The organism is Janibacter sp. RAF52 (assembly GCF_052114035.1).
Lineage (GTDB): Bacteria > Actinomycetota > Actinomycetes > Actinomycetales > Dermatophilaceae > Janibacter > Janibacter hoylei.
On sequence record NZ_JBFRDY010000002.1, the window covers coordinates 37,130 to 61,729 of the forward strand.

Sequence of the window (24,600 nt, forward strand, 5' to 3'; positions counted from 1 at the left end):
TTCGTTGGCGCTATGTCCCAGATAGGACCTGGACTAGCTGTTCAACTGTGGGAGAACCCTCCACGCCATCTGGTGTCCGATACAGCCGACACGACAGCCCGACCGGCGCGCCTGGCTCGGCGAAGTGGTCCTCACCGTCGACAAGGATCGACGGCGAGCCACGAAAGCTCCACTCGTCAGCTTGCTCCGGTGTGGTCACCAGGATCTTCTCTACGTCGACGTCGACGCCCAGGGCTTCAAGCGCCTCACCGAGGCGGCCGTCGGCCAGCTCCCAGTGCGGGCAGCCATCGAAGTAGAGGAGTTGGACGCGCATGCCGCCACTTTAGGTGCCACGCGACAGCAGTGACGTAGCCGTCTCGGCGAAGGGAGCGACGCTCGGGATGAGGTCCTGGCCGTCGCTCCCTTTGTTGTGCCGGTGGGGTCGAGGTCCGCCGCCGCGCCCGGAACGGCCGCAGGCCGCACGCCCGGCACGGCGGCGGGCCGAAGGCCCGCCGGCTCGCGCCGGAGGCGCGCTTGAGTCAGTAGAGAAAATTCTCACCGGCGCTCGTGCACGGCCGCGTCAGGTGAGTGCGTCCCAGAAGTAGATAGGGTCTGATGAGGATGCGGAGGGCAACGAGAGGGGCGACATGTATCTGCACGAATTGCGTATAGTAAATGATGGGCCTATCGAAGATCTGGCCATGAACTTTGCGTTTCAGGATTCCGGCCTCCCCAAGCCTCTTATTGTGGTTGGGGAAAATGGAAGCGGAAAGACCAACTTTCTATCTATAGTTGCTGACGCACTGGTCGAGGGCGCAGCACAACATCATTCCGACGTCGTGGCTCCATCGCCGGGAAGCGCCCGACACTTTCTTCGCCTAGTTGGGGGAACTAATCTTCGTCGAGGCACTAAGGGGGGATTCGCGCTCCTTCGTTTCCTGGACAATGGAGAGGAGTTCATCTACGCGCAAAAAGCCGGGACGTACCCGCCCGCGAGCCTGCCCGACGACTTAAGTCCGGGTCTTCAGCCTGGGGCCACGTGGGCACCCGAAGGTGGGAGCAAGAACTTCGGGATTAGCGAGCAGCAGAGTCGTCGAATTTTTCGCTCTGGAAGCTATTCCTATTTTCCCGCAAGTAGATCCGAGAGGCCGCACTGGCTGAACCAAGAAAGCCTGTCCCGCGCTAGCGCCTTCACCCCAAAAGTTCGCATTGATGGGCGGCTCGGTAAACAAATGTACGTCGAAAATGGGCTTTCAGCCGTGGCCGAGTGGCTCCCTGGGCTCATACTGGACAGTCGACCACACGTGCGCCCGGCCACTGACGGAGAGTTTGGAACGGCGCAGTGGCGAATTGACGACACTTCTTTTCAAGTGTTCAAGTCCACACTCGCCAAGGCCGACAGAATTCTTCAGATCGTCCTAGCCGACCCTGGCGCAAGGTTTGTTTGGCGCAATCGATTTGAAGGTCTACAGCTGGAGACCACTTCCGTTTCTGGAACGCTACCCCTGGATGCGTTGTCGTCGGGGCAGGCCACACTTTTGAGCGTATTTGAGACGCTGCTCATGCATGGCGATGCTACGGGTGGACCCACCGAGGGCGCCGAAGGGATATGTGTGATCGATGAGATCGATGCTCACGTCCACATAGATCTCGCCTATAGGGCCATTCCAGCGTTGATGTCAGAGTTTCAGCACATTCAGTTCATCCTTTCTGCGCACTCTCCATTGTTTGTCCTAGGCGCCGAGGACCATTACGGGGCGGATGGCGTCCAGATCGTTGAGATGCCTTCGGGCAACGCGGTCCCGGCCGAGGGGTATCGTGAGTTCAAGAATGCGCTGACGGTCCTGAAGGACACGCGAGGATTTGACTCTGAAGTGACACTAAGGGTGAGCGCCCAGCAGACGCCCTTGATCCTATGTGAGGGGAAAACGGATCCGGATTATCTTCGGACTGCGGCTACTCTTTTGGGGCGTTCGGGATCAATCGAGGGCGCAGAGCTGGATTGGATCGGTTCGATGGAGCCATCTGGGGCGAGGGGTTCGGGAAAGGATGCCCTTGAGCGCGCCTGGCGCCTACTTAAAGCGAACCCGTCTCTCCAGAGCCGGCCGGTACTTATGCTCTTCGATAACGACGTTCGCCTACAAGCCGCGGATTCTGGTCGCGTGTCGATCCGCGTAGCACCGAGCAACCTCGACAACAAGAGGATGAAGAAGGGCATCGAGAACCTCTTGAATGAGCAAGTTTTTGAGGAAAGGTTTTGGTCTGAGACAACTCGCGATTACGGGAATGGGAAGGTGAATACTGACAAGAACCTAGACAAGGCCAAGCTCTGTGAGTATCTCTGCACCGAGAAGCGCGATCCGGCTGATTTCCATGGATTCGGCCCGCTCCTCTCCATCGTTGAGGAATGGTTGACGGCCAAGCGCGCCGCTCCGCCAGCTGCTGAATAGTCAAGCCGAGATCAAGGATCCGACCCCCGGCAAGTATTGATCCAGCAGAACGCCTACTCCTGGCCTCTTTGGCACCAATCTCTGAGCCATTCGAGTGGCCACAGACTATTGGGGGGTGGATTGAAGTCCTTCGCCAGTTGTGACAAAACCTCAGGACCCACGGAATCGGCGAGGTGACGAGTCGTGGTTAGGTTAGCTCCTATGGCCGACATGGTGGAAACAAGTTGACGCAAATCGCCGACAGACCGGCTTCGGCGAGGAGTCTGAGCAACCGACCGCTCAAAGTCAATCTCATTAACGGCAAAATCGCGCATGATTTTTTCAGCATCGTGCAAAGTTGTGGATCCTTGCAGCATCCGAGCAAGGGGGAACGAATCGATGGTGGCTTCGTTAACTGCCCAGACTTCGGGCGAATGATTCGTGATTGGGACGGGGGAACGGAGACGACGCATGGCGACAGTCCCCCGCATCCCTGCTGCCCCGGCTGCGACGAGTGCCGTTGCTTCCGTCGGGTGCCATGCAAGGACGGCGTCAAGGTCGCGAATGTCTTCCGCGCTGATAACGCCGACGACCGAAGCCTCGACTCGACCAAGGAGGATGCTGATCACCGTCTCCTCGGTTAGTTCGGCGTCGACACCAGGGCCCAATACCACCACCGTCGTAGGAAGACCCACCCTGAGCGCAGCCGCCAAAGTGAGTGAGTCGGCGAGCGGACTCCGCAACTCTGACTCAGGGCCACGCGCAACGATGTCTCCGCCGACGTCGACCACGACCAACTCGTCCACGTCTAGCGAGGATGCAAGTCGCTGGAACTGACCAGTCAGCCCGACCGCTCCCCCGTCGAAGTCGTGCAAGAAGATCCTTGCGCCGCTTGTCTCGGCCAGTCGGGGTAGAACGGACCGCCCAGATGGAGTCGTGTCCGACGAAGGCAGCACCTCGCACAGCTCACCGCCCACGAGCCCCAAACCCTTGAAGTCACTGCGGGCACGCGGACCCGGCACGGGGTCGATCCTGAGTCGCTCCCATGCGCACGTCGTGACGAGAGGTGGACGCTCATCCGTGTCTCCGAGGGCACGCCGAGCGAGGAGCGCGCCGACTGCATCGCCGCCACCTCCTGCTGCCACGTAGAGCGTCCTCATGGACCGATTGTGTCTCGCCGCCCCTGCAACCTCTACCCTGAAGTGGTATTAGCCAGATGGAGAGTGAGTGATGAGCGGCCAGCCCCCTGCGAAGTTCCGGCGCATTGCCGACGACTTTCGCACGCGCATCCTCAGTGGCGAACTCCGTGCCGGCGACGAGGTTCCGAGCGAGCGTGTACTTGCGGCTCAGTACGAGGTCTCACGCCCCACCGCCACCAAGGCCTTGGCGCTCCTGCGGACCGAGGGCTTCCTCCACTCGGTACAGGGGTCCGGCACCTTCGTTGCGGACCTCAACGTCCATCGGCGCCCGGTCGACCGCTACGCCCGCGCCAAGCGCTCCGGCCGGATCTATAGCGGCAACGAACGGGCCGAGATCGTGTCGGCCGAGATGATTGAGCAGCCTCCGGAGCACATTGCCCGCGGCCTGGCGCTAGGCGGCGGCACTGCCGCTATCCGGCGTCGCCGCATCACCTGGGACGGGGACGAGCGCATCGAGTCATCCACGTCTTGGTTCAGCGCGGAGCTTGCCGCGCAGGCTCCCCGGCTGCTCTCAACGGAGCGCATCCGCACGGGCACAGTTGGCTACGTCGAAGAGCAGACCGGCCGGATCGCACGCTACGCACGAGATCGCATGACAGCACGCGCCGCAGGCGAAGAGGACTGTGCCGCACTGGGATTGAGCGACCCCAACGCACCGGTCCTGCTGGTCGAGCACATCGTCTACGACGCTGCGGACTCCCCCATCGAGTTCGCTGAGGCTATCTACCCGCCTGGTCGCTTCACTGCCGAGCAGCGGTACGAGCTCTCCTAGCCCGCCGTCCACAACAGATCTCACTCCCGCTTGCATGACCAAGTGGTATATGCCACCTTGTAATGACTGGCATATACCACTTAGGAGTGAGTCACATGGCAATGCAGCGTCGGTTCCCGGTCGGTCACGCGGACGTCTTCCCCGCGGGTGCGTTCTTGAAGGGGGGTGTGGAGCCGGTGGCGGACTTCGATGCGGACAAGCGGCCGGATGGTTCGCGGCCGCAGCAGTTGGACAAGGACTCGGGGTTGCCGTTATGGCAGGTGACGGTCCTGGACGCGGACGAGGAGGCCGGCAAGAAGGAGACGGCCCTGTCGATCAAGATCGCGGCGAAGGTGCAGCCGGTGCCTCCGGACAACGGGACGCCGTTCCCGTGGACTCCGGTGGAGTTTGTGGGGTTGACGGCTCTGCCTTACGTCGATGACAACGGGGTGCGTCCTCGGTTGGCGTGGTCCTTCCGGGCGGAGGGGATGACCGCTCCGGGCAAGGGGGCGAAGCCCTCGGTCTCGGGTCGCTCGGAGTCGGCGGCTGCGTGATGCGTGCCGTCAGGGTTCGTCGTCTGGTCCGTGGGGGTGTCCTCGCGGTCCAGGCGGCTGGCCCGGTCTTGTGGCGGCTGTTGGCGGTGTGCGTGGCGTTGCTCGGTGCGGGCTGGTTCGCCGGTCGCGCTCCTGAGCGGACGTCGTGGGGGCTGCCGACCGGTCCGTCTGACACCTCGTGGGTCGCGGTCCTTGGGTCGCAGCTCCAGATGCTCGGGGCCGTGGTGGGCGTGGCTGCGCTGCTCGTCTTCGTCGCGGCCTTCGTGGTCGCGCTTCGGTACCCCAATCAGGTCGTGGCGTGGTTCTACCGGCGCTATGTGCGTGGAGACTTCGCGCATGTCGCTCGGGCTGCTGGCCTGTCGAAGGAGATCCAGACCAAGGACGGTCGCGGATGGGTCGATCCGGCGCTACTGGGTGTGACCTCGTGCGGCGGTGTCGTCGTGGCGCGCATCCGGGCTCGCCGGGGGCAGTCCTCGTCGGAGATCGCTGCCGTGGCGGAGAAGTTCGCGGCTGACTTCGGTGCTGCGAGTTTTCGTGTCTCGACGCCTTCGGCTGCGGTCGCGGAGCTGCGGTTGACGATGGGTGACGCGCTGGCGGGTGCGACGACGGCGAGGATCCCTGCGGATCGTGCGCCGGGTGCCGCCCTGGAGCCGGTCGAGGTTGGTCGGGAAGAGTCGGGCGACCCGTGGCGGCTCTCGCTGGTGGGTCGGCACACGTTGGTCGCTGGTCGGTCGGGCTCGGGGAAGGGCTCGATCCTGTGGGGCTCGGTGGCCTCCTTGGGTCCGTGGATCAGGCAGGACACGGTGCGGGTGCACGGCGTGGATCTCAAGCGTGGTGTGGAGATCGCGATGGGCGATGGCCTGATGTATCGCACGGCGTACAAGCCGGAGCAGGCCGTGGAGGTGCTGCGGGATCTGCTGGCAATCATCGATGAGCGTGCGGTCCGCATGGTCGGGCAGTCGCGGCTTCATGAGCCGATGCCGGGCGATCCGCTGCACGTCCTGGTCATTGACGAGCTGGCGGCGTTGACGGCCTATGCGGATGCGGGAGTGAAGAAGGAGGGCAATCGCCTCCTGTCGGAGATCTTGACGCAGGGGCGGGCGATGGGGGTTGTCGTCGTCGCCTTCGTGCAGGACCCGAAGAAGGAGACGGTCCCGATGCGGGGGCTGTTCACGCAGACGGTGGCGCTGCGTCTCCAGAGCGTCGAGGAGGTCCAGATGGTCCTCGGGTCGGGTCTGAGTGATGAGGCTCCGGCCCATCGCATCCCGGATGACATGCGGGGTGCTGGCTATCTCGTCACGGAGCAGGGCGAGGTGGCGCGGGTGCGGGCGCACTTCTGGCCGGACTCGCTCATCAAGGCCACAGCGGCGCACTACCCGGCGGCGAAGCGCTGGGAGTCATCTCGGGAAGGGGTTCGTCATGATGCCGAATGAGCGCTCTCGCGCTGCCACGCGGACGCTGGCAACGCTCAATCTCCACGGGGCGTGCGTGCGCCATCCGCACCCGGATTGGTGGTTTCCGGAGCGTGGCCGTGACGACACGGACAAGGCGCTGGAGGTGTGCGCGTCGTGTCCGGTGCGGGTGATGTGTCTGGACTACGCGCTGGCGTGGGACGACCAGGGCGTGTGGGGCGGCACGTTGGATCACGAGCGGTTCGGGCTGGGTGAGACGGCATGAGCTGGATGCTGGCGGCGGCTCCGTCTGAGGTGCTCCCCCTTCGCTCGACGCTGGGTCGCGGTGCTGCGGTCGCGTGCGATGAGTGCGGGGTGGTCTTCGTGCGGCGCTTCGATGCGCGGACGATCTTCCCGACGACCTCGGACGCCATCGCGGCGGCGACGACGTTCTGCGAGGGCTGGGCCTACGTGATCGACCACGGCCGCGATCACCTCGTGTGCCTCGACTGCGTGTGCGCGAGCGGGGCGGCGGGCGAGCTCTGATGGATGACCGCAGCGCCCCCTTCGGGTTCCCCGGCTACAGCGACGATGCGCCCCTGGATCTGGGGAGCCTCGGGGCGGCTGCTCGGCAGAGCGCGCTGGATCGCCTCGTGGGCGGCACCTTCGATGCCTGGGCGGATGCTGCGGCGCGGGTCGGCCATTGCGCGCACCCGATCCGGCTGGTCGGGTCCTCCCGTCGCGTCGACCGGGCCACGGGTGAGGTGCTGAGCAGCTATTCGTCTGCTCACGAGCCCTTCGGCGTGACCTACGTGCGGTGCGGCAATCGGCGGGCAAGTGTGTGCCCGGCCTGCTCACGGATCTATGCGCGCGACACCTTCGAGATGATCCGGGCCGGTGTGGTCGGGGGCAAGAGTGTGCCGGAGGAGGTCAGCGGCAATCCGTTGGTCTTCCTGACGTTGACGGCTCCGTCCTTTGGTTCGGTGCATGCGGCGAAGGGAGGGCAGCGGTGCCGTCCTCGTGATGGGCACGGGGTGTGCGAGCACGGTCGTGCGGTGGCGTGCTGGCGGGCTCATGAGGATGGTGACCTCGACGTGGGGACGCCGATCTGCTCGGACTGCTATGACTACGTGGGGCACGCGATCTGGCAGTGGTGGGCTCCAGAGTTGTGGCGGCGGTTCACGATCGCGGCTCGTCGGGTCATCGCTCGTGCGCTGGGTGTGCCGGACTCTCGGCTGCGGGAGGTGGCGACGTTGCAGTACGCGAAGGTCGCTGAGTACCAGGCGCGGGGTGTGGTCCACTTCCACGCGCTGGTTCGGCTGGACGGCCCGAAGACGCCCGAGGGGTACGCGGCGGCTCCTGACTCGATCTCTGCCGGGGTGCTCGCGGGGCTCCTCGAGGACGCGGTGGCGCGGGTCCACTTCGACGCTCCGTCGTGTGGCGGTCAGGGCGGGGGCCGGCTGCGGTTCGGCGCTCAGGTCGATGCCCGGACGGTGACCGGCTCGCGGGGCGATGATCCGGACGCACCACTGGTGGGTGAGCAGGTCGCCGGCTATCTGGCGAAGTACGCGACCAAGGCCGCGTCGGACACGACCGATCCGCGAAGGGAGTCGGTCCACTACCGGCGTCTTCGGGCGACTCTGGATGACCTTGCGGACCAGCGGACGTCGGGCGATGACTACGAGCTGCTGGGCAAGTGGGTGCACATGCTCGGGTTCCGGGGGCATTTCTCCAGCAAGTCGCGCAAGTACTCGATCACGCTCGGGGCTTTGCGTCGGGCGCGGCAGCGGTGGCAGCGGATCGCCGCCGACTGTGCTCGTGATGGTCGTGAGGTGCCGGTCCTCGACTTCGCGGACCTGATCGCGGATGACGAGGAGGAGACGACCCTCGTCGTGGGCTCCTGGAGGTACGTGGGCACCGGGTGGGACAACGACGGTGACACGGCGCTGGCTCTGGCGGCTGCGGACCGCGCTCGGGCCTACGACCAGTGGCGTGCCGAGAGGGCACGGGCGAACTGAGAAGACACGACAGACAAGGGAGAGAAGGGATTCAGATGTGCAATCGACATGACCCGCTGTGGACGGTGCAGGACGTCGCGACGTTTCTCGGGGTGCCCGTGGGGGCGCTCTACGACTGGCGGTGCCAGGGCGAGGGGCCTCCGGCGTTGAAGATCGGTCGTCGCCTGCGCTACCGGGAGAGTGACGTCTTCGCGTGGCTCGACGAGCAGACGGCAGCGTGAGCGATGGGACGGCAGGGGTTGGCTCCGGGCGAGTGGGGTGCCATCTCGACGGTGCGCGTGGCCACGGACTCCGGGGCGACGTACAAGGCTCGGGCATGGTTCCGGGGCTTCGACGGTCGCAAGCGTCGGGTGGAGAGGTGGGGGTCGTCGCAGGCTGCGGCTCAACGGGCACTGACCACGGCTCTGGAGGATGCCGCCACGACCGGCGTCGGTGGGCTGACGGCCCGGGACACCTTGGACGAGGCGGTGCGGCAGTGGTTGGCCGACCTCGACCAGCTCGTGCGGATGGGTGAGCGGTCGCCCGGGACGGTGCAGACCTATCGCTACCAGTGGCAGCGGCACGTCTCCCCCGCGTTGGGCAACCTGCGGTTGGGTGAGGTGACGACGCCCATCGTGGACCGCTTCCTCGTGGACCTTCACGAGCGGGTCGGGTCGGCCACCTCGCGCACGTCGCGGGCGGTGATCTCGGGTGCGATGGGTCGGGCGGTGCGTGAGGGTGCGGTGCGGTTCAACCCGACTCGTGAGGTGCGTCGGCTCAGTGCCGGCCCTCGTCGTCGGCCGCGTGCGTTGACCGAGCAGGAGCGGGCGGCGTGGTTCCTGGCCGTGACCCGTGATCCCCGGGCCGTCGAGCACGACCTGCCGGACCTGTGCGCCTTCATGCTGGCGACGGGCCTGCGGATCGGTGAGGTCGTCGCGGTGCTGTGGTCGGAGATCGACCTGGAGGCCGGCACGGTCGTGGTGACCTCGACCCTCATCCGGGTGACGGGTCAGGGGTTGATCCGCAAGCCCACGAAGTCGGCGGCCGGGCAGCGTCTCCTGCCCCTTCCTCAGTGGTGCGTGGCGATGTTGCGGCGGCGCGCTGAGGTCGGGGTGGGGCCGGAGGAGCCGGTCTTCGGCACGGTCGATGGTGGCTTCCGGGAGCCGCGCACGGTGAGTCGGTGGCTCTACGAGGTCCGTCTGGACAGCGATCTGGAGTGGGTGACGTCGCACGCCTGGCGCAAGACGACGGCGAGCATCCTCGACGGGTCCGGGGTCACGGCGCGGATCATCGCGGACCAGCTCGGCCACTCGCGGGTGTCGATGACGCAGGACGTCTATCTGGGCCGTGGCGAGCAAGATCCTCGGGTGCTCGCGGCACTCGAAGCGGCCGACCCGCGGCCTCCTTCGCCGGGGCAAAGTGGAGGCGAAAGTGGAGGCTTCGGCCTCCCGGAGGGTGGGGAGTGAGGTGTTTCCCTTGATTTCAGAGCTGGCGAAGGGACTCGAACCCTCAACCACCTGTTTACAAGACAGGTGCGCTACCAATTGCGCCACGCCAGCGGGCCCGGACGACGAAGACCGGGACCGCGGCATCGTAGCCCGCGGGCCCGGTCGTCACCGAGTCGTGGCGCCCGTCAGAGGACGTTGTTGTTGAGCCAGGACTGCAGGCGCGAGGTGGTCTGCGGGCCCCACTTGCCGTCGACGTCCGCGCCGACCTTGCGCTGCAGCGCCTTGGTCGTCTGCGGGCCGATGACGCCGTCGGGCGACGCGCCGACCTTGCGCTGCAGGGCCTGCTTGTCCTGGGAGTCGAGGTAGCCGTTCATCGGGCGGCCGCCCCACTTCTCGATGCCGGCATTGGTCTTCGGGCCCTGGACGCCGTCGACGGCGAGCTTGCCGCCGGTGGAGGTGGCCGGCGGGCGGGTCGTGTCGCGTGAGGGCCGCTCACCGCTGCCGTAGGGGTTGACGGCCAGGCCATTGGCGACGGTCAGGCCCGCCTTGCGCGAGCACACCGGCCAGGCGCCGGGGCCCTGGACCTTGAGCACCTCCTGGGCGATCTCGATCTGCTGCGCGCGGGAGGCGCGGTCGGCGGTGTAGGCGTACTTCTGGCCGCCGAAGCCCTTCCACGTCTGGAAGGAGAACTGCAGGCCGCCGTAGTAGCCGTTGCCCGTGTTGATGCTCCAGTTGTTCGTCGACTCGCAGGCGGCGACCCGGTCCCAGACCGTGTCGGCGGCACCGGCGTTGGAGGCGACCACGAGGCCACCGGCCACGAGCGAGCCGGCGGCGACGACGCCACCTGCGACGCGCAGGCGACGACCGCGTCGGGAGGCCGGCTGATCCGGGAAGTCATTGGTGCTGAACATGTGGTGTCCTCATCTCGGCTGAGCACGGGCAGGGGTACCCCGCGCAGGTCCGAGAGCGACGCTAAGGACACTCCAGTCACACAGACAACACTCGTCACGTAAATACAGACCTGTAACTCAGGCACCTCGGACACCATCCACACCACGCCTCCGAAACGGTGGTGAGGCGCGAGCGGCGATGCCTGGGCCGCCCGGCGTCACGACCCCGGGCACGACGAAGGGGGGTCCGCACCGTTGGTGCGGACCCCCCTTCGCGGAGTGCTGCGTCACGCCTGACGGCGGGACGGGCTCAGCTCACTCAGCGACCGTTGAGGTAGGTCTGGAGGGCCTTGGTGGTCTGCGGACCCCAGATGCCATCCTGGTCGGCGCCGACGACCTGCTGCAGGGCAGCGGTGGTCTTCGGGCCGATGACGCCGTCCTGGCCCGAGCCGACCTTGGCCTGGAGGGCCTTCACGTCGGTGGCGCTCAGGGCGCCGTCCTGGGTGGCGCCGACCCACTTCTCGATGGCGGCGTTGGTCTTCGGGCCGCGGATGCCGTCGACCACGAGGGCGCCGGCGGCGGCCGGGGTGCGGACCTCGGAGCGCGAGGGCGCCTGCTGCTGCGGAGCCTGCTGCTGCGGGGCAGCCTGCGTCTTGGGGGCCTCGGCCTTCGGGGCCGGGGCGGGGGCGGTCGAGCCGCCGGCGGAGGCGCCGCCGTTGGCCTTGGTCAGACCGGCCTTCTGCGAGCAGACGGGCCAGGCGCCGGGGCCCTGGGTCTGCAGGACCTTCTGCGCGATCTCGATCTGCTGCGACTTGGTGGCCTGGTGGGCGTTGGGGGCGTACTTGCCACCGCCGAAACCGTTCCAGGTCTGGTTGGTGAACTGCAGGCCGCCGTAGAAGCCGTTGCCCGTGTTGATGGACCAGTTGCCACCGCTCTCGCAGGCGGCGACGCGGTCCCAGACGGAGGAGTTCGTGGAGGCGGACGCGCTCTGGGCGGTCGCCATGGAGCCGACGGCCACTGAGGCCCCAGCCACGGCAACACCGGCGATGCGGCGGCGGGCGGGCGAGGCCTTCGCAGCCTGAGCGTGCTTCGGGGAGTAGAACATGGGGTGGTGATTCCTTCCACGAGGTTCAGGGGGCTTCGTGGTGAAGCTGCCAGAAGGTCTGGCGTCGGTCGCGGACTTCGCGAACGTTACCTTCCCGTGATCTAGCGAGTCAAACTTGTGACCTTCGGGGCGCGGCCCCGCCCCGCCAGCGTCTCAGACGATGTCCCACCCGTCCTCGGCCCGCCGGTCGCCCTCCTGCTCGACGGTGGCCCGGCGGCGTTGTGCCACAGGCGCGTCGAAGGGAGCGGCCAGCCGGTCACCCAGGGTGTTGCCCGTCGCGATCGCCATGATGACGCCGAAGGCACCGAGCACGTTGAAGAGACCGGCCGTGGAGTTGGCGCCGTCGGCCACCGTGGCGGGGCTGCTCATGTGGTACAGACCGATGAAGATCCCGAGACCGGGGTAGAGGCCGAAGGACGCGGGGACCGAGATCGTGAGCGCCGGGGCGTCCATCCGCAGGGCGATGTAGCGGGCGAGGAAGCCGATGACGGCCGCAGCCAGCCCGGTCGACGTCACCCGGCCGATGCCGAGCGAGCTCAGCCCGACGGCGACCGCCACGCCGGAGACGCAGAGCAGGCTCGCGGGCAGGAGCATCCGGCGGCTGTCCTGGAGCGTGATGGCGCCGGTCAAGCCGATGACGACAGCGCCGATGATGACCATGGGCAGCGGGCCCGACGCCCAGGCGAGCTTGTCGAGCGGCGGCGGCGTGAGCTCGATGCCGAGGAGGCCACCGGCCTGCAGGCACAGCCCCAGGCCGGAGGCGACACCGACGATGAGCCCGAAGGTGTGGAGCATGACCGCGAAGAGGCGGGCCGTCCCGGTGACGGGGAAGCCGGAGAGGACGTCCTCCATCGCCGAGATCAGCGTGCGCGAGGGCAGCAGGGCGACGATGCCACCGGCGACGATGAAGGCGAAGTCCGCCGGCGAGATCGGGATGATCCCGTAGGTGCCGAGCACGTAGGCGAAGAAGGCGATCAGCGTGGCCGTCGCGCCGCCGAGCGCCCCGAGGTAGAAGTCCGGCAGGCTCAGCCGGTCGACGAGACCGGAGAGCAGGATCGTCACGCAGGCCGCAGCGGCGGCGACGAGCACACCGGGCAGGCTCGCCCCGAGCAGGAGGGCGACGCCACCGGCCACCCCGCCCTCGGCGAGCGTGACGAACCACCGCGACCACATGCGGGGGGCCCGGCTGATCTCGCGGAGCTGCGAGTCGGCCTGCTCGAGGTCGATGTCACCCGAGACGAGGTCGTCGACGAGCGCGTGGACCATCGCCAGCCGGGCGAAGTCGAGGCGGGGCTGCCGCACGACTCGCAGCCGCGAGATCGTCTGCCCCGACGGGGTGCGGCACTGCAGGTGCATCGACTGCATCGTCAGGTCGACGTCGAGGTCGTCGAGGCCGGCTGCCACACCGACGGCGATCGTCGCCGACTCGACACCCGCGGCACTCGAGCCCGAGCGCAGCATGATCTCGGCGACCCGCAGCGCGAGGTCCATCGCGTGCGCGGCGGCCCGCTCTTCGGCGACCGCCCTCGTGACACGGGGGTCGCGGTAGGGCGTGCCGCGCAGCGAGCCACGCAGCGGGATCGTCTCGGTCGGCTGCTCGCCGCGCAGGCTGGGTCGACGGCGCGGCTTGGGCTGCGGGTGCTGCGGGATGGCTCCGGTCTGGGGCTCGGTGCGACGTCCGGGCCGGCGCCGCGGGCCCTTGGCGGGCTCGTGGGGTGGTGGGGGCGGCGGCGTCGTCATCGTGAGGGCAGCTGCTCCGGGGAGGGCATGGGCGACTGGACGTCAGGCCACCACGAGACCTCGAGGGCGCCGACGGCGAGCGCACCGAGCACGCCGACGGCGAAGACGACGAGGCAAGCGGTGATGACCACCCGCGCGACGGGGACTCCCGTCACGCTGCGCACGAGGCTGCGGCTGCCCCGGCGCAGGCTCGGGCCCCCGGGACCCCACCAGCCGATGAGCAGGGCGAGCAGAGCCGCGACGGCCAGGGGCACGGGCGCATCGAGCCGCACCCCTCGGCCGTCGACCGCGTCCTGCGCCACGGCGGTGACGACGAGGCCCGCGGCACCCACCGCGGCGGGCAGGAGCGCCGCCACGACGGTCGTCAGGGCGGCGCCGAGGAGGTGCAGGGGCGACGCGGCCAGGGCCGCGACGCCGTCGCTGCGACGACGTCCGTACCGGTGCCGTCGCCGCACGGTGGCCGTCATCGAGCGGTCGACGGTGCGCGCCAACCAGGACCAGCCGATCGCCAGTGCGAAGCCTGCCCACGGCACGGCCGCGCCGAAGGCGACCGCGGCTGCGAGCAGCGCGGCGAGGACGTCGCTGCGCCGCGGGCGGCCGATGCGGGGGTCGCCGGGGCGGTCGGGCGTCGCCGGACCGGCGCCGGGCCACGGCGTCGGCGCGACCTGGGCCGGAGCGGGGGCCGCGGGTGCAGGCGTGGACGTGGGTCGCGGGTCGGTCCAGTCACCACGACCCCAGGGGGCCGGCGGCTCCGCGCGGGGCGCGGGCGCCGACACCGGCGGGAAGGTGCGGGTTGCTTCGGGCTGGAGGGCCCGGGTGCGCTGGGGCAGCACGTCGGTCACGGGTCGCCCACGGGCCCAGGTCTCGAGGGCCATGAGGACCCCGTCGGCATCGGGGCGCCGGCTCGGGTCCGGGGTGAGGGCGGCGTGCAGCAGCGGCGCCAGCTGCGGGTCGACGTCACGCAGGTCGGCATCTCCGCGGCAGACCCGGGCGAGCACCGCCTCCATGCCGCCACGGCCGAAGGGAGAGCGCCCCGTCGCCGCGAAGACGAGGGTCGCCGCCCAGCCCCACCAGTCGGTGGCCGGGGTGACGTCGCCGCCCTCGATGAGCTCCGGCGACAGGTAGCCGGGGGTCCCCATGACGAGACCGGTCATCGTCATGCGCGAGCTCTCGGCGACGTGGGCGATGCCGAAGTCGATGACGACCGGGTCGTCGTCGAGCATGAGGACGTTGCCGGGCTTGAGGTCGCGGTGGACCACGTCGACCTCGTGGATGGCGCGCAGTGCCTCGGCGAGCCCGCGGGCGAGCCGCAGCAGGGCCTCGGCGCCGAGCGGGCCCTGCTCGCGCACGTGCTGCTCGAGGCTCGGGCCGGGGACGTAGCGGGTGACGATGTAGGGCTGCTCGCCCTCGAGGTCGGCGTCGAAGACCGGGGCGATGCGTTGCGAGCGGACCCGGGCCAGGGTGTCGACCTCGCGCGCCAGCCGGGCACGGGCCTCCTCGTCGTGGGCGACATGGGAGCGCAGCACCTTGATCGCCACGGCGCGGCCGCGCTCGTCGAGGGCCAGGTGGACGATGCCCATGCCACCCTGCCCCAGCTGCTGGAGCACGCGGTAGGGCCCGATCGTGTCGTAGTCCGCCACACCGGCCTCTCCGGGCTCGTCCGGGGCCGGGTCGCCCCCGAGCAGCTGCGTCGTCATGCCCCCCAGCGTAGAAGGCCGAGCTTGTGAGGTGTCGGAGCGCTCGCTGTGTGCCGCCTGTAGGTCACTGGGTGATGTAGGCCTCGAGCTGGTCGCGCTCGGCGGCGAGGTCACGGATGCGGTGCTTGACGACGTCTCCGATGCTCACGATCGCGACGAGACCCCTGTCGCCCACGACCGGCACGTGACGGATGCGGCGCTCGGTCATCTGCGCCTCGAGCGCGGTGAGGTCGTCCCCCTCGCCGCAGGTGTGCACCTTCGCGGTCATGATCGCGCTCACCGGACCCTCGAGGACGCCGACGCCACCGCTGTGGAGGTGACGGACGACGTCCCGCTCGGAGACGATCCCGTCGACGGATCCCTCCCCCACGGAGACGACGACGGCACCGATGCGGTGCTCGGCGAGGAGGGCGAGCAGCTCGCCGACCGTCGCGTCGGGGGTGATGGTCACGACATCGTGGCCCTTGCTGCGCAGCACGTCCGAGATCTTCATGTACCGACGGTAGTGGCCCCGACCGCTCCGTGGAAGGGGTCACAGGAGGGCCCACGCTGGCCCGTAGGCTGGGGACCACCCACTCCTCGGAGGTGCACTGCAGTGCCACGTCAGCACACGTACGACCTCGTCATCGCCGCCAACCGACTGCCCGTCGACCGCGTCGTCGGCCCGGACGGCAGCAGCGAGTGGCACCGCTCCCCCGGGGGACTGGTCACCGCGATGGAGTCGGTGATGCGAGGGCGCGAGGGCGCCTGGGTCGGGTGGGCCGGCGAGGCCGGCGAGGCTCCCGCCCCCTTCGCCGAGGCCGGCATGTGGCTACACCCCGTGCCGCTCTCCGAGGACGAGCTGCAGACCTACTACGAGGGCTTCAGCAACGACACACTGTGGCCGATCTACCACGACGTCATCGTCCCCGCGCACTTCCACCGCGAGTGGTGGCAGGACTACCAGCGGGTCAACGAGCGCTTCGCCGAGGCGGTGTGCGAGGTGGCGGCACCGGGGGCCAGGGTCTGGATCCACGACTACCAGCTGCAGCTCGTGCCCGCCCTCGTGCGTCGGCTGCGACCGGACCTGCGGATCGGGTGGTTCAACCACATCCCCTTCCCGCCCGTCGAGCTCTTCGCGCAGCTGCCGTGGCGCTCGCAGATCATCGAGGGACTCCTCGGTGCCGACTACCTCGGCTTCCAGCGCTCCGCCGACGCCGCCAACTTCGTGCGGGCCGCCCGCCAGCTCGACGGGCGCAGCACGCGCGGCGAGACGGTGACGACGACCGACCCCGACGGGCGCGAGCGGGTGGTCCGCGCGTCCTCGGTGCCCATCAGCATCGACTACGCCGGGCTGGAGCAGCTCGCCCGCAGCCCCGAGGTGCTCGCCCGCGCCGAGCAGATCCGCACCTCGCTCGGCGACCCCGAGATCGTCATGCTCGGCGTCGACCGACTCGACTACACCAAGGGCATCCGTCACCGCCTCAAGGCCTACGAAGAACTGCTCTCGGAGGGTGCCTTCCGCCCCCCCGAGGTGACCTTTGTCCAGGTCGCCACGCCGAGCCGCGAGCGCGTCGAGGCCTACAAGCGGCTGCGCACCGAGGTCGAGACGACAGTGGGGCGGATCAACGGCACCTACGGCACCCTCGGCAGCCCGGCCGTCCACTACCTGCACCAGAGCTACCCGCGCGAGGAGATGGCCGCGCTCTTCCAGGTCGCCGACGTCATGCTCGTCACCCCGCTGCGCGACGGGATGAACCTCGTCGCCAAGGAGTACGTCACCTGCCGCCACGACCTCGGCGGCGCCCTCGTCCTCAGCGAGTTCACCGGGGCCTGGCACGAGTTGCACCAGTCCTTCGTCTGCAACCCGCACGACATCGAGGGCCTCAAGCAGACGATGCTGCGCGCCATCGAGACCGACCCCAAGGACCGCCGCCGGCTCATGCGCGCCTCCCGCCGCCGGGTCAGCGAGCACGACGTCCAACGGTGGGCCGATCGCTTCCTCGACAACCTCGCCTCCGCCCCCGAGCGTCCCACGCCGAAGAGGGCCTGACGTGCCCCTGCCAGAGCCGGTCACCGCCGCCCTCGCCGAGGTCGCGGCCGCGCCCCGGCTGCTCGTCGCCACGGACTTCGACGGGGTGCTCGCCCCCTTCGTCCTCGACCCCGGCGACGCACGGGCCCAGCCGGGCACCCTCGAGTCGCTGCGCACGCTGGCCGCCGCGCCCGCGACGTGGGCGGCCGTCGTCTCCGGGCGGGACCTCGCCACCCTCGACCGCCTCACCGGGCTCGACGGGTCAGCCCTGACCCGCATCGGCAGCCACGGCGCGGAGTCGAGCGCGGGCCCGACCCTGCCCGAGGGCACGCAGGCTGCCGTCACCGCGCTGCGCGGCCACGTCGCGGCGGCCGTCGCCGCCCGTGACCCGCGGATCCGGCTCGAGCAGAAGCCGACCGCCGTCGTCCTGCACACCCGCGGCCTGCCCGACGACGCCCTGCCGGTCGCCCGGGCCATCGCGGAGGAGGCTGCCGCCCACGCGGACGTCACCCACCTCGCGGGCAAGGGGGTGCACGAGCTGAGCGTGCTGCGCGCCGACAAGGGCACCGCCCTGCGAGCCCTGGCCACCACCCTCGGGGTCGACGCGAGCGTCTACCTCGGCGACGACGTCACCGACGAGCACGCCTTCGCCGTGCTCGGGCCGCACGACCTGGGCATCAAGGTCGGCGCCGGTGAGACCGCCGCCCGCGCCCGCATCGACGCCTGCACCGACGTGCCCGAGGTGCTCGCCCTGCTCGCCCGGCGACGGGGGTGAGGCTGCGCCCCCTTCGTCGACGTCGGCTGCGCCACACTGGAGCGATCGACCGAAGGGAGCCGCCGTGCCGCTCGACATCCAGGCCGCGCAACCCGACCCGGCCCTGCTCGACCTGCCGTGGTCGGTACCGCTGGCGGACTGGCCGGAGGACCTGCTCGCCGCACTCCCTCGCGGCATCTCGCGGCACGTCGTGCGGTTCGCCCGGCTCTCGGGCGGCATCGTCGCGGTCAAGGAGATCGCCGCGCCCCTGGCCCGCAACGAGTACCGACTGCTGCGCCAGCTGCGGCGCCTCGACCTGCCCTGCGTCGTCCCGCTCGCCGTCGTCACCGACCGCACGGACGCCTCCGGCCAGCCACTCGATGCCTGCCTCGTCACGCGGCACCTGCAGTTCTCCCTGCCCTACCGCGCCCTCTTCAGCCAGTCCCTCCAGGCCGACACGGCCGTCCGGCTCGCCGACGCCCTCGCGGTGCTCCTCGCCCGGCTGCACCTCACCGGCTTCTTCTGGGGCGACGTGTCGCTGTCCAACACGCTCTTCCGGCGCGACGCCGGTGCCTTCTCCGCCTACCTCGTCGACGCCGAGACCGGTGAGCTGCACGACCGGCTGAGCGACGGGCAGCGCGCGCACGACCTCGACCTCGCCGAGACCAACATCGCCGGCGAGCTCATGGACCTCGCGGCCGGGGGCTACCTGCCCGACGCGCTCGACCCGCTCGACGTCGCCGCCGACGTCATCGCCCGCTACCGGGGCCTGTGGCAGGAGCTCACCGGTGACGAGTGGTTCGACTCCGGCGAGCGGTGGCGCGTCGACGAGCGCATCCGCCGGCTCAACGCGCTGGGCTTCGACGTCGACGAGCTGGCGATCACCACCGACCTCGACGGCACCCACCTGCGCATCGAGCCCAAGGTCGTCGACGCCGGGCACCACAGTCGTCGGCTCATGCGCCTCACCGGGCTCGACGTCGAGGAAAACCAGGCCCGCCGCCTGCTCAACGACCTCGACTCCTACCGTGCGGCACTCGACCGGCAGGGCGACGACGAGGGGCTCGTCGCGCACGACTGGCTCACCCGCGTCTACGAGCCGACCGTGCGACGCATTCCGCCGCAGCTGCGCTCCAAGCTCGAGCCGGCGGAGATCTTCCACGAGATCCTCGAGCACCGGTGGTACATGGCCGAGCGCATCGGGCACGATGTCCCCATCGAGGAGGCCGTCACGGCCTACCTCGAGGAGGTCCTGCCCAGCAAGCCTGACGAGCAGTCCGTCCTCGGGACGGACACGCAGATGCTGCCCGTCGTCGACAAGGAGAGCTAGATGTCGGTCCCGACTCCCCCGCCACCCCCGACCACGGGCAGCGACCCCGACCGCCCGGGCTCCCGCGCCTGGGTGGAGCAGCGCTACGGCCGCACAGCGGCCTTCGCCGACCGCATCGTGCCCGGCATCATCGACGGGCTGCTGTCCACGGCCGCGGCCTTCGTGCCGCTCGTCCTCGGCATCATCTGCATCGCGGCCGGCGTGCCCGACACCTATGACTGCGGGGGCTACTACTACTCCGACACCTGCGAGGTCCCCGGCTCCGGCTCGGGGCTGCTCATCTTCGTCGGCATCCTGTGTTTCCTCCTGACCTTCGTCGCCAGCCTGGCGATGGTCGCGTGGAACCGCGTGTGGCGGGTCACCAAGACCGGTCAGAGCATCGGCAAGAAGGTCACCGGGCTCAAGGTCATCGACGCCACGACGGGGCAGCACCCGCAGCTCGGCGCGATGGCGCTGCGCGAGCTCGTGCACCAGTTCGCCGGCATCATCAGCTGGATCTGGATGCTCGTCGACGACGACGACCGCACGCTGGCCGACATCGTGGGCAAGACCCACGTCGTCCACACCGACCGGGGCTGAGCCCGGCTCGGTCCGCTACCCCGGCCCGCGGCGGCCGGGTGGGGGTGCGCTCACCCCCGGCTCCGCAGGCGGGCGACCTCGTAGAGGGTCACGCCCGCCGCGATGCCGGCATTGAGCGACTCGGCGCTGCTGCTCATCGGGATCGAGACGATCTGGTCGCACGTCTCGCGGACGAGGCGCGAGAGGCCCTTGCCCTCGGAGCCCACGACGACGACGAGCGGCGAGGTGGCGAGCTCGAGGCCCGGCAGCTCGACGTCGCCCTCCATGTCGAGGCCGATGACGAAGAAGCCGGCGGACCGGTAGTCCTCCAGGGCGCGCACGAGGTTGCTCGCCTGGGCGACGGGCACCCGGGCGGCCGCGCCGGCGGAGGTCTTCCACGCGGCGGCGGTCATGCCGGCGCTGCGTCGGGAGGGGACGACCACGCCGTGCCCGCCGAAGGCCCCCACCGAGCGCACGATGGCACCGAGGTTGCGCGGGTCGGTGATGCCGTCGAGGGCGACGACGAGCGGCACCCCCGGCAGCTGAGATTCGGCGAGGTCCTTGGGGTGCGCGTACTCGTAGGGCGGCACCTGCGCGGCGAGCCCCTGGTGCACGGCACCGTCGGTGAGCCGGTCGAGCTCCGAGCGCGGCGTCTCCAAGATCGGGATGCCCGCCTCGGCCGCGATCGTCAGGGCCTCGCGGACCCGGTCGTCGCTGTCGATCCGGTTGGCGATGTACATCGTCGAGATGGGCACCTCGGTGCGCAGCGCCTCGACGACGGAGTTGCGCCCGGCGATCATCTCGGTGGAGCCGGACTTCTTGCGGCTGCCGCCGGGCCGGGAGGTGGGGCGGCGCTCCGAGGGCTTCTTGTACGCCTTGTGGTTGGGGCGCTCCGAGGCCTTGGGCGTCGGCCCCTTGCCCTCCAGGCCGCGCCGCCGCTGGCCGCCGGAGCCGACCTGGGGCCCCTTCTTCGACCCGGAGCGGCGCACCGCACCGCGCCGCGAGCTGTTGCCGGCCATCAGTGATCCTTCCTGGCGAGGCTCCACCGCGCGCCGTGCGGGGTGTCCTCGATGGTGATGCCCGCGGCGACGAGCGCGTCGCGGATCTGGTCTGCCGTCTCGAAGTCCCGTGCGGCCCGGGCCGCGGCTCGGGCCCCGACCTGCAGCTGCACGAGGGCGTCGAGGGCATCGGTGAGCTCACGCTCGCGGCTGCCACCGGACTGCCCCCACGTCGCGGACAACGGGTTGATCCCGAGCACGTCGGTCATCGCCAGGACGGTGGCGGCGATCTGCGCGGCCTCGTCGCGACCCCCTTCGTCGAGGGCGGTGTTGCCCTGCCGCACGTGGTCGTGGACGACGGCGAGCGCGCCGGCGACGCCGAGGTCGTCGTCCATCGCCGTGGCGAAGTCGGCGGGCAGCTCCACGCCGGGGTCCGCCTCGGCAATGGTCTGCCCGGGCAGCGCCCGGCGCAGGAAGCCCTCGATGCGCTCGACCGCCGCCGCGGCCTCCTCGAGGGAGCCGGGGTGGTACTCGATCATCGAGCGGTAGTGCGCGGCGGTCAGGAAGTAGCGGACGGTGAGCGGGTCGTGCTCCTGCACGAGCTGCTGGACCTCGAGGGCGTTGCCGAGGGACTTGCCCATCTTTTCCCCCTTCACCGTCACCCAGCCGTTGTGCAGCCAGTAGCCGGCGAAGCCGAGGCCGGCCGCACGGGACTGGGCCTGCTCGTTTTCGTGGTGGGGGAAGCGCAGGTCGATGCCGCCGCCGTGGATGTCGAAGGTGTCACCGAGGTACTTGCGGGCCATCGCCGAGCACTCGAGGTGCCAGCCGGGGCGACCCTCGCCGTAGGGGGTCGGCCAGTTCGCCGTGGCCGGCTCGTCTGCCTTGCGGCCCTTCCACAGCGCGAAGTCCCGCGGGTCGCGCTTGCCGCGCGGGTCGGCGTCCTCGGCCGCGACCATGTCGTCGAGGCCCTGGTGGCTCAGCTCGCCGTAGTCGGCCCAGCTCTTGACGTCGAAGTAGACGTCGCCGCTGCCGTCGGCCGCCGGGTAGGCGTGGCCACGCTCGACGAGCAGGTCGATGAGGTCGACCATCTCGGTGATGTGGCCGGTCGCGCGCGGCTCGTAGGTCGCCGGCAGCACTCCGAGCAGGTCGAGCGCCTGGCTCGTGTAGCGCTCGTTGCGATAGCTGAGCGCCCACCACTCCTCGTCGCTCTCGGCCGCCTTGCGCAGGATCTTGTCGTCGATGTCCGTCACATTGCGCACGAGCGTCACGTCGTAGCCGTGACCGCGCACGAGCCAGCGACGCAGCACATCGAAGGCGACGGCGAAGCGCAGGTGACCGATGTGCGGCGCGCCCTGGGTCGTGAGCCCACAGATGTACATCCCCACCCGGCCGGGGGTCACGGGGACGAAGTCGCGCTGCTCGCGCGTGGCGGTGTCGAAGAGCTGCAGGGTCACGGGCTCAAGGCTAACGGGCGCAGGTGGTTACCTTGGCCTCGTGACGACCCAGATGGCGTCGTGGGCGGCCGTGACCCTCGCCGTGCTCCTCGGCCTCTGGTCCTTCGGCGTGGGCATCGCCTTCGGGCGTCAGCTCACGCGGCTGTGGTTTCGCCCGGGCCCGAGCGCGTGGCGCACGGCCGCACGGGTGCTCCTGCTGCACGGCGTCCTCATCACGCTCCTCCTGATGAGCGTGCTCGTCGTGCTCGCCGTCCGCGAGGAGACGACGTACCGGACGTGGCTGCTGGGCGGCCTGCTCGCGGCGACCCTCGTGCCGCTCGGCCCGGTCGTCGCCAACGTCCTGCCGAGCCCGTCCGGCCTGGCCCCCGACAAGGGGGCTCTTGCCCGCGCGGGGGCCGACGAGAGCCAGGCCGCGGTGGTCCGGTGGCTGGGCGCCCCCTTCGCCATCGTCGAGATGGCGATGCTCGTGACGGTCTGCTTCCCAGCACTCGCGGCCTGACCCTGCGGCTCAGTGCCCCCGGTCGAGCCACTCCTGCACGTGGGGGGCCTCGGCGGCGATGGTGGTGTCGTCGCCGTGGCCGGTGTGCACGACGGTCTCCGAAGGGAGGGTCAACAGCGTGTCGCGGATCGACTCCACGATCGTCGGGAAGTCGGAGTACGAGCGCCCCGTCGCGCCGGGTCCGCCCTGGAAGAGGGTGTCCCCGGAGAAGAGGGCCCCGAGCTCGGGGGCGTGCAGGCAGCAGGCGCCCGGCGCGTGACCGGGCGTGTGCAACACCGTGAGGTCGGTGCCCGCGACCGTGATGACCTGGCCGTTCGCCAGCGCACCGTCCGGTGCCCGGTCCGGGTAGGTCATCTGCCACAACGGCGCCTCGTCCGGGTGCACCAGGATCGGCGCACCCGTCGCCTCGGCGACCTGCGCCGCGGCGTTGACGTGGTCGTTGTGCGCGTGGGTGCACACGATCGCCGTGACGGTCCGCTCGCCGATCGCCTCGAGGATCGGTCCGGCCTCGTGGCCTGCGTCGATGACGAGCACCTCGGTGTCGTCACCGACGATCCACACGTTGTTGTCGACCTCCCACGAGCCCCCGTCGAGCTCGAAGGTGCCCGACGTGACGACCCGCTCGACCCGCGCGGTCACAGGACCACCACCGAACGCAGCACGTCACCGGAGTGCATCTTGTCGAAGGCCGACTCGATGTCGCCCAGACCGATCCGCTCGGTGACGAAGGCGTCGAGGTCGAAGCGCCCCTGGCGGTAGAGGTCGACGAGCAGCGGGAAGTCGCGGCTGGGCAGGCAGTCGCCGTACCAGCTCGACTTGAGGGCACCACCTCGGCCGAAGATCTCGATCATGGGGAGGGTGACCTCCTTGTCCGGGGCCGGGACCCCGACGAGGACGACCCGACCGGCCAGGTCGCGCGCGTAGAAGGCCTGCTCGTAGGTCTGCGGCAGGCCGACCGCGTCGACGACGACATCGGCGCCGAAACCGCCCGTCAGCTCACGGACCCGCTCGACGGTGTCCTCGGTGCTCGCATCCACGGTGTGCGTGGCACCGAAGCCCTTGGCGATCTCCAGCTTCCGCGGATCCATGTCCACCGCGATGATCGTCGTCGCACCCGCAACCTTCGCGCCCGCGATCGCCGCATCACCGACACCACCGCACCCGATGACCGCAATCGACTCACCACGAGTGACCTCACCGGTGTTGACCGCGGCACCGAAGCCGGCCATCACACCGCAGCCCAGCAGGCCCACGGCCGCCGCGTCGGCGTCCCCGTCGACCTTGGTGCACTGCCCCGCAGCGACGAGGGTCTTCTCGGCGAAGGCGCCGATACCCAGCGCGGGGGTCAGCTCCTCGCCGGTCTCGGCGATGGTCATCTTCTGGGTCGCGTTGTGCGTGTCGAAGCAGTACTGCGGCTTGCCCTTCCGGCACGCGCGGCACTGACCGCACACCGCCCGCCAGTTGAGGATGACGAAATCACCGGGCGCCACCTCGGTGACCCCCTCGCCGACAGCCTCGACGACACCCGCGGCCTCGTGGCCGAGGAGGAAGGGGAACTCGTCGTTGATCCCACCCTCGCGGTAGTGCAGGTCGGTGTGGCACACCCCGCACGACTGGACCTTGACCACGGCCTCACCCGGACCGGGGTCGGGCACGACGATGTCGACGACCTCGACATCCGCCCCCTTCGAACGAGCAATGACTGCCTTGACGGTCTGCGACACGATTCGACTCCATTCGACGGCGGGGCGGCGGCCCCGAGGTTCACGCCCCATCGTGACCCATCCGCCCACCGCCGTGGGCATAGGGTCTGGCC

At 69.6% G+C, this 24,600-nt stretch carries 25 protein-coding genes and 1 tRNA gene; 14 read left to right on the forward strand and 12 right to left on the reverse strand.

The window, feature by feature from the left end; genetic code table 11:
• Positions 1-10: 10 nt before the first annotated feature.
• Positions 11-313: a DF family (seleno)protein gene (locus tag AB4Y78_RS02595; protein ID WP_441713868.1), complete on the reverse strand. Its 303-nt coding sequence runs from the start codon at positions 311-313 to the stop codon at positions 11-13.
• Positions 314-626: 313 nt separating this feature from the next.
• Between AB4Y78_RS02595 and AB4Y78_RS02600 the strand changes: the two genes are divergently transcribed.
• A complete protein-coding gene (locus AB4Y78_RS02600; RefSeq protein ID WP_441713867.1) occupies positions 627-2,429 on the forward strand; it encodes an AAA family ATPase in 1,803 nt (600 codons plus the stop codon).
• Positions 2,430-2,482: 53 nt separating this feature from the next.
• On the opposite strand, the gene AB4Y78_RS02605 is transcribed toward AB4Y78_RS02600, so the two are convergent.
• Positions 2,483-3,568 (reverse strand): DUF1152 domain-containing protein, encoded by a 1,086-nt coding sequence (locus AB4Y78_RS02605; protein WP_441713866.1) that lies wholly within the window; start codon positions 3,566-3,568, stop codon positions 2,483-2,485.
• A 70-nt stretch (positions 3,569-3,638) separates the two neighbouring features.
• Here AB4Y78_RS02605 and AB4Y78_RS02610 point away from each other — a divergent pair, with 70 nt between their 5' ends.
• The 8 genes from AB4Y78_RS02610 to AB4Y78_RS02645 all read left to right on the forward strand — a co-directional run bounded on the left by AB4Y78_RS02610 (position 3,639) and on the right by AB4Y78_RS02645 (position 9,766).
• Positions 3,639-4,379, forward strand: coding sequence for a GntR family transcriptional regulator (locus AB4Y78_RS02610; RefSeq protein ID WP_441736841.1), 741 nt, complete (start codon positions 3,639-3,641; stop codon positions 4,377-4,379).
• 95 nt (positions 4,380-4,474) lie between these two features.
• Complete coding sequence (locus tag AB4Y78_RS02615; protein WP_368245196.1) at positions 4,475-4,912, forward strand: plasmid replication, integration and excision activator; 438 nt, start codon at positions 4,475-4,477, stop codon at positions 4,910-4,912.
• A gap of 230 nt (positions 4,913-5,142) precedes the next feature.
• Positions 5,143-6,345, forward strand: a complete 1,203-nt coding sequence (locus tag AB4Y78_RS02620; protein WP_441713864.1) for a hypothetical protein — start codon at positions 5,143-5,145, stop codon at positions 6,343-6,345.
• A complete protein-coding gene (locus AB4Y78_RS02625) occupies positions 6,332-6,589 on the forward strand; it encodes a WhiB family transcriptional regulator (protein WP_441713863.1) in 258 nt (85 codons plus the stop codon). The genes AB4Y78_RS02620 and AB4Y78_RS02625 overlap by 14 nt, the downstream gene beginning before the upstream one ends.
• Positions 6,586-6,849: a hypothetical protein gene (locus tag AB4Y78_RS02630; protein WP_441713862.1), complete on the forward strand. Its 264-nt coding sequence runs from the start codon at positions 6,586-6,588 to the stop codon at positions 6,847-6,849. Before AB4Y78_RS02625 ends, AB4Y78_RS02630 begins: the two co-directional genes overlap by 4 nt.
• Positions 6,849-8,321, forward strand: coding sequence for a replication initiator (locus tag AB4Y78_RS02635; RefSeq protein WP_441736843.1), 1,473 nt, complete (start codon positions 6,849-6,851; stop codon positions 8,319-8,321). Before AB4Y78_RS02630 ends, AB4Y78_RS02635 begins: the two co-directional genes overlap by 1 nt.
• Positions 8,322-8,356: 35 nt before the next feature.
• Complete coding sequence (locus AB4Y78_RS02640; protein ID WP_040880612.1) at positions 8,357-8,542, forward strand: helix-turn-helix transcriptional regulator; 186 nt, start codon at positions 8,357-8,359, stop codon at positions 8,540-8,542.
• Between the two features lie 3 nt (positions 8,543-8,545).
• Complete coding sequence (locus tag AB4Y78_RS02645; RefSeq protein WP_441736845.1) at positions 8,546-9,766, forward strand: tyrosine-type recombinase/integrase; 1,221 nt, start codon at positions 8,546-8,548, stop codon at positions 9,764-9,766.
• 20 nt (positions 9,767-9,786) lie between these two features.
• On the opposite strand, the gene AB4Y78_RS02650 is transcribed toward AB4Y78_RS02645, so the two are convergent.
• The 6 genes from AB4Y78_RS02650 to AB4Y78_RS02675 form a co-directional block, all read right to left on the reverse strand.
• A tRNA-Thr gene (locus tag AB4Y78_RS02650) sits at positions 9,787-9,859 on the reverse strand.
• Positions 9,860-9,933: 74 nt separating this feature from the next.
• On the reverse strand, positions 9,934-10,659 hold the full coding sequence (locus AB4Y78_RS02655; RefSeq protein ID WP_259921514.1) for a transglycosylase family protein: 726 nt from the start codon (positions 10,657-10,659) through the stop codon (positions 9,934-9,936).
• A 298-nt stretch (positions 10,660-10,957) separates the two neighbouring features.
• Positions 10,958-11,743, reverse strand: coding sequence for a transglycosylase family protein (locus AB4Y78_RS02660; RefSeq protein ID WP_441714892.1), 786 nt, complete (start codon positions 11,741-11,743; stop codon positions 10,958-10,960).
• Positions 11,744-11,896: 153 nt separating this feature from the next.
• Entirely contained in the window at positions 11,897-13,483 is a 1,587-nt protein-coding gene (locus AB4Y78_RS02665) for a threonine/serine ThrE exporter family protein (RefSeq protein ID WP_259911298.1), read from the reverse strand.
• A complete protein-coding gene (locus AB4Y78_RS02670) occupies positions 13,480-15,180 on the reverse strand; it encodes a serine/threonine-protein kinase (protein WP_441714895.1) in 1,701 nt (566 codons plus the stop codon). The genes AB4Y78_RS02665 and AB4Y78_RS02670 overlap by 4 nt, the downstream gene beginning before the upstream one ends.
• 64 nt (positions 15,181-15,244) lie before the next feature.
• Positions 15,245-15,673, reverse strand: a complete 429-nt coding sequence (locus AB4Y78_RS02675; RefSeq protein ID WP_282070626.1) for a CBS domain-containing protein — start codon at positions 15,671-15,673, stop codon at positions 15,245-15,247.
• Between the two features lie 102 nt (positions 15,674-15,775).
• Here AB4Y78_RS02675 and AB4Y78_RS02680 point away from each other — a divergent pair, with 102 nt between their 5' ends.
• From AB4Y78_RS02680 to AB4Y78_RS02695, 4 genes are all read left to right on the forward strand, one after another.
• A complete protein-coding gene (locus AB4Y78_RS02680) occupies positions 15,776-17,212 on the forward strand; it encodes an alpha,alpha-trehalose-phosphate synthase (UDP-forming) (protein WP_282070625.1) in 1,437 nt (478 codons plus the stop codon).
• A gap of 1 nt (position 17,213) precedes the next feature.
• Positions 17,214-17,966, forward strand: coding sequence for a trehalose-phosphatase (otsB, locus tag AB4Y78_RS02685; protein WP_441714897.1), 753 nt, complete (start codon positions 17,214-17,216; stop codon positions 17,964-17,966).
• 64 nt (positions 17,967-18,030) lie between these two features.
• On the forward strand, positions 18,031-19,275 hold the full coding sequence (locus tag AB4Y78_RS02690; protein ID WP_441714899.1) for a DUF4032 domain-containing protein: 1,245 nt from the start codon (positions 18,031-18,033) through the stop codon (positions 19,273-19,275).
• Positions 19,276-19,854 (forward strand): RDD family protein, encoded by a 579-nt coding sequence (locus AB4Y78_RS02695; RefSeq protein ID WP_282070622.1) that lies wholly within the window; start codon positions 19,276-19,278, stop codon positions 19,852-19,854.
• A gap of 50 nt (positions 19,855-19,904) precedes the next feature.
• On the opposite strand, the gene rlmB is transcribed toward AB4Y78_RS02695, so the two are convergent.
• Both rlmB and cysS read right to left on the reverse strand, forming a co-directional pair.
• Complete coding sequence (gene rlmB, locus AB4Y78_RS02700; RefSeq protein WP_441714900.1) at positions 19,905-20,852, reverse strand: 23S rRNA (guanosine(2251)-2'-O)-methyltransferase RlmB; 948 nt, start codon at positions 20,850-20,852, stop codon at positions 19,905-19,907.
• The gene (gene cysS / locus AB4Y78_RS02705) at positions 20,852-22,285 is read right to left on the reverse strand and encodes a cysteine--tRNA ligase (RefSeq protein ID WP_441714902.1); all 1,434 of its coding nucleotides are present in this window, start codon (positions 22,283-22,285) and stop codon (positions 20,852-20,854) included. The genes rlmB and cysS overlap by 1 nt, the downstream gene beginning before the upstream one ends.
• A 40-nt stretch (positions 22,286-22,325) precedes the next feature.
• On the opposite strand from cysS, the gene AB4Y78_RS02710 reads away from it, so the two are divergent.
• Complete coding sequence (locus AB4Y78_RS02710) at positions 22,326-22,784, forward strand: hypothetical protein (protein ID WP_441714904.1); 459 nt, start codon at positions 22,326-22,328, stop codon at positions 22,782-22,784.
• A 9-nt stretch (positions 22,785-22,793) separates the two neighbouring features.
• On the opposite strand, the gene AB4Y78_RS02715 is transcribed toward AB4Y78_RS02710, so the two are convergent.
• The gene (locus tag AB4Y78_RS02715) at positions 22,794-23,423 is read right to left on the reverse strand and encodes an MBL fold metallo-hydrolase (RefSeq protein ID WP_441714905.1); all 630 of its coding nucleotides are present in this window, start codon (positions 23,421-23,423) and stop codon (positions 22,794-22,796) included.
• On the reverse strand, positions 23,420-24,508 hold the full coding sequence (locus tag AB4Y78_RS02720) for an S-(hydroxymethyl)mycothiol dehydrogenase (protein ID WP_441714907.1): 1,089 nt from the start codon (positions 24,506-24,508) through the stop codon (positions 23,420-23,422). The genes AB4Y78_RS02715 and AB4Y78_RS02720 overlap by 4 nt, the downstream gene beginning before the upstream one ends.
• Between the last annotated feature and the right edge of the window lie 92 nt (positions 24,509-24,600).

What these genes read in the sequence shown, in the direction of transcription:
- AB4Y78_RS02595 (WP_441713868.1), bottom strand. Translation starts at nt 313, where the DNA reads ATGCGCGTCCAACTCCTCTACTTCGATGGCTGCCCGCACTGGGAGCTG.
- AB4Y78_RS02600 (WP_441713867.1), top strand. Translation starts at nt 627, where the DNA reads ATGTATCTGCACGAATTGCGTATAGTAAATGATGGGCCTATCGAAGAT.
- AB4Y78_RS02605 (WP_441713866.1), bottom strand. Translation starts at nt 3,568, where the DNA reads ATGAGGACGCTCTACGTGGCAGCAGGAGGTGGCGGCGATGCAGTCGGC.
- AB4Y78_RS02610 (WP_441736841.1), top strand. Translation starts at nt 3,639, where the DNA reads ATGAGCGGCCAGCCCCCTGCGAAGTTCCGGCGCATTGCCGACGACTTT.
- AB4Y78_RS02615 (WP_368245196.1), top strand. Translation starts at nt 4,475, where the DNA reads ATGGCAATGCAGCGTCGGTTCCCGGTCGGTCACGCGGACGTCTTCCCC.
- AB4Y78_RS02625 (WP_441713863.1), top strand. Translation starts at nt 6,332, where the DNA reads ATGATGCCGAATGAGCGCTCTCGCGCTGCCACGCGGACGCTGGCAACG.
- AB4Y78_RS02630 (WP_441713862.1), top strand. Translation starts at nt 6,586, where the DNA reads ATGAGCTGGATGCTGGCGGCGGCTCCGTCTGAGGTGCTCCCCCTTCGC.
- AB4Y78_RS02635 (WP_441736843.1), top strand. Translation starts at nt 6,849, where the DNA reads ATGGATGACCGCAGCGCCCCCTTCGGGTTCCCCGGCTACAGCGACGAT.
- AB4Y78_RS02640 (WP_040880612.1), top strand. Translation starts at nt 8,357, where the DNA reads ATGTGCAATCGACATGACCCGCTGTGGACGGTGCAGGACGTCGCGACG.
- AB4Y78_RS02645 (WP_441736845.1), top strand. Translation starts at nt 8,546, where the DNA reads ATGGGACGGCAGGGGTTGGCTCCGGGCGAGTGGGGTGCCATCTCGACG.
- AB4Y78_RS02655 (WP_259921514.1), bottom strand. Translation starts at nt 10,659, where the DNA reads ATGTTCAGCACCAATGACTTCCCGGATCAGCCGGCCTCCCGACGCGGT.
- AB4Y78_RS02660 (WP_441714892.1), bottom strand. Translation starts at nt 11,743, where the DNA reads ATGTTCTACTCCCCGAAGCACGCTCAGGCTGCGAAGGCCTCGCCCGCC.
- AB4Y78_RS02665 (WP_259911298.1), bottom strand. Translation starts at nt 13,483, where the DNA reads ATGACGACGCCGCCGCCCCCACCACCCCACGAGCCCGCCAAGGGCCCG.
- AB4Y78_RS02670 (WP_441714895.1), bottom strand. Translation starts at nt 15,180, where the DNA reads ATGACGACGCAGCTGCTCGGGGGCGACCCGGCCCCGGACGAGCCCGGA.
- AB4Y78_RS02675 (WP_282070626.1), bottom strand. Translation starts at nt 15,673, where the DNA reads ATGAAGATCTCGGACGTGCTGCGCAGCAAGGGCCACGATGTCGTGACC.
- AB4Y78_RS02695 (WP_282070622.1), top strand. Translation starts at nt 19,276, where the DNA reads ATGTCGGTCCCGACTCCCCCGCCACCCCCGACCACGGGCAGCGACCCC.
- rlmB (WP_441714900.1), bottom strand. Translation starts at nt 20,852, where the DNA reads ATGGCCGGCAACAGCTCGCGGCGCGGTGCGGTGCGCCGCTCCGGGTCG.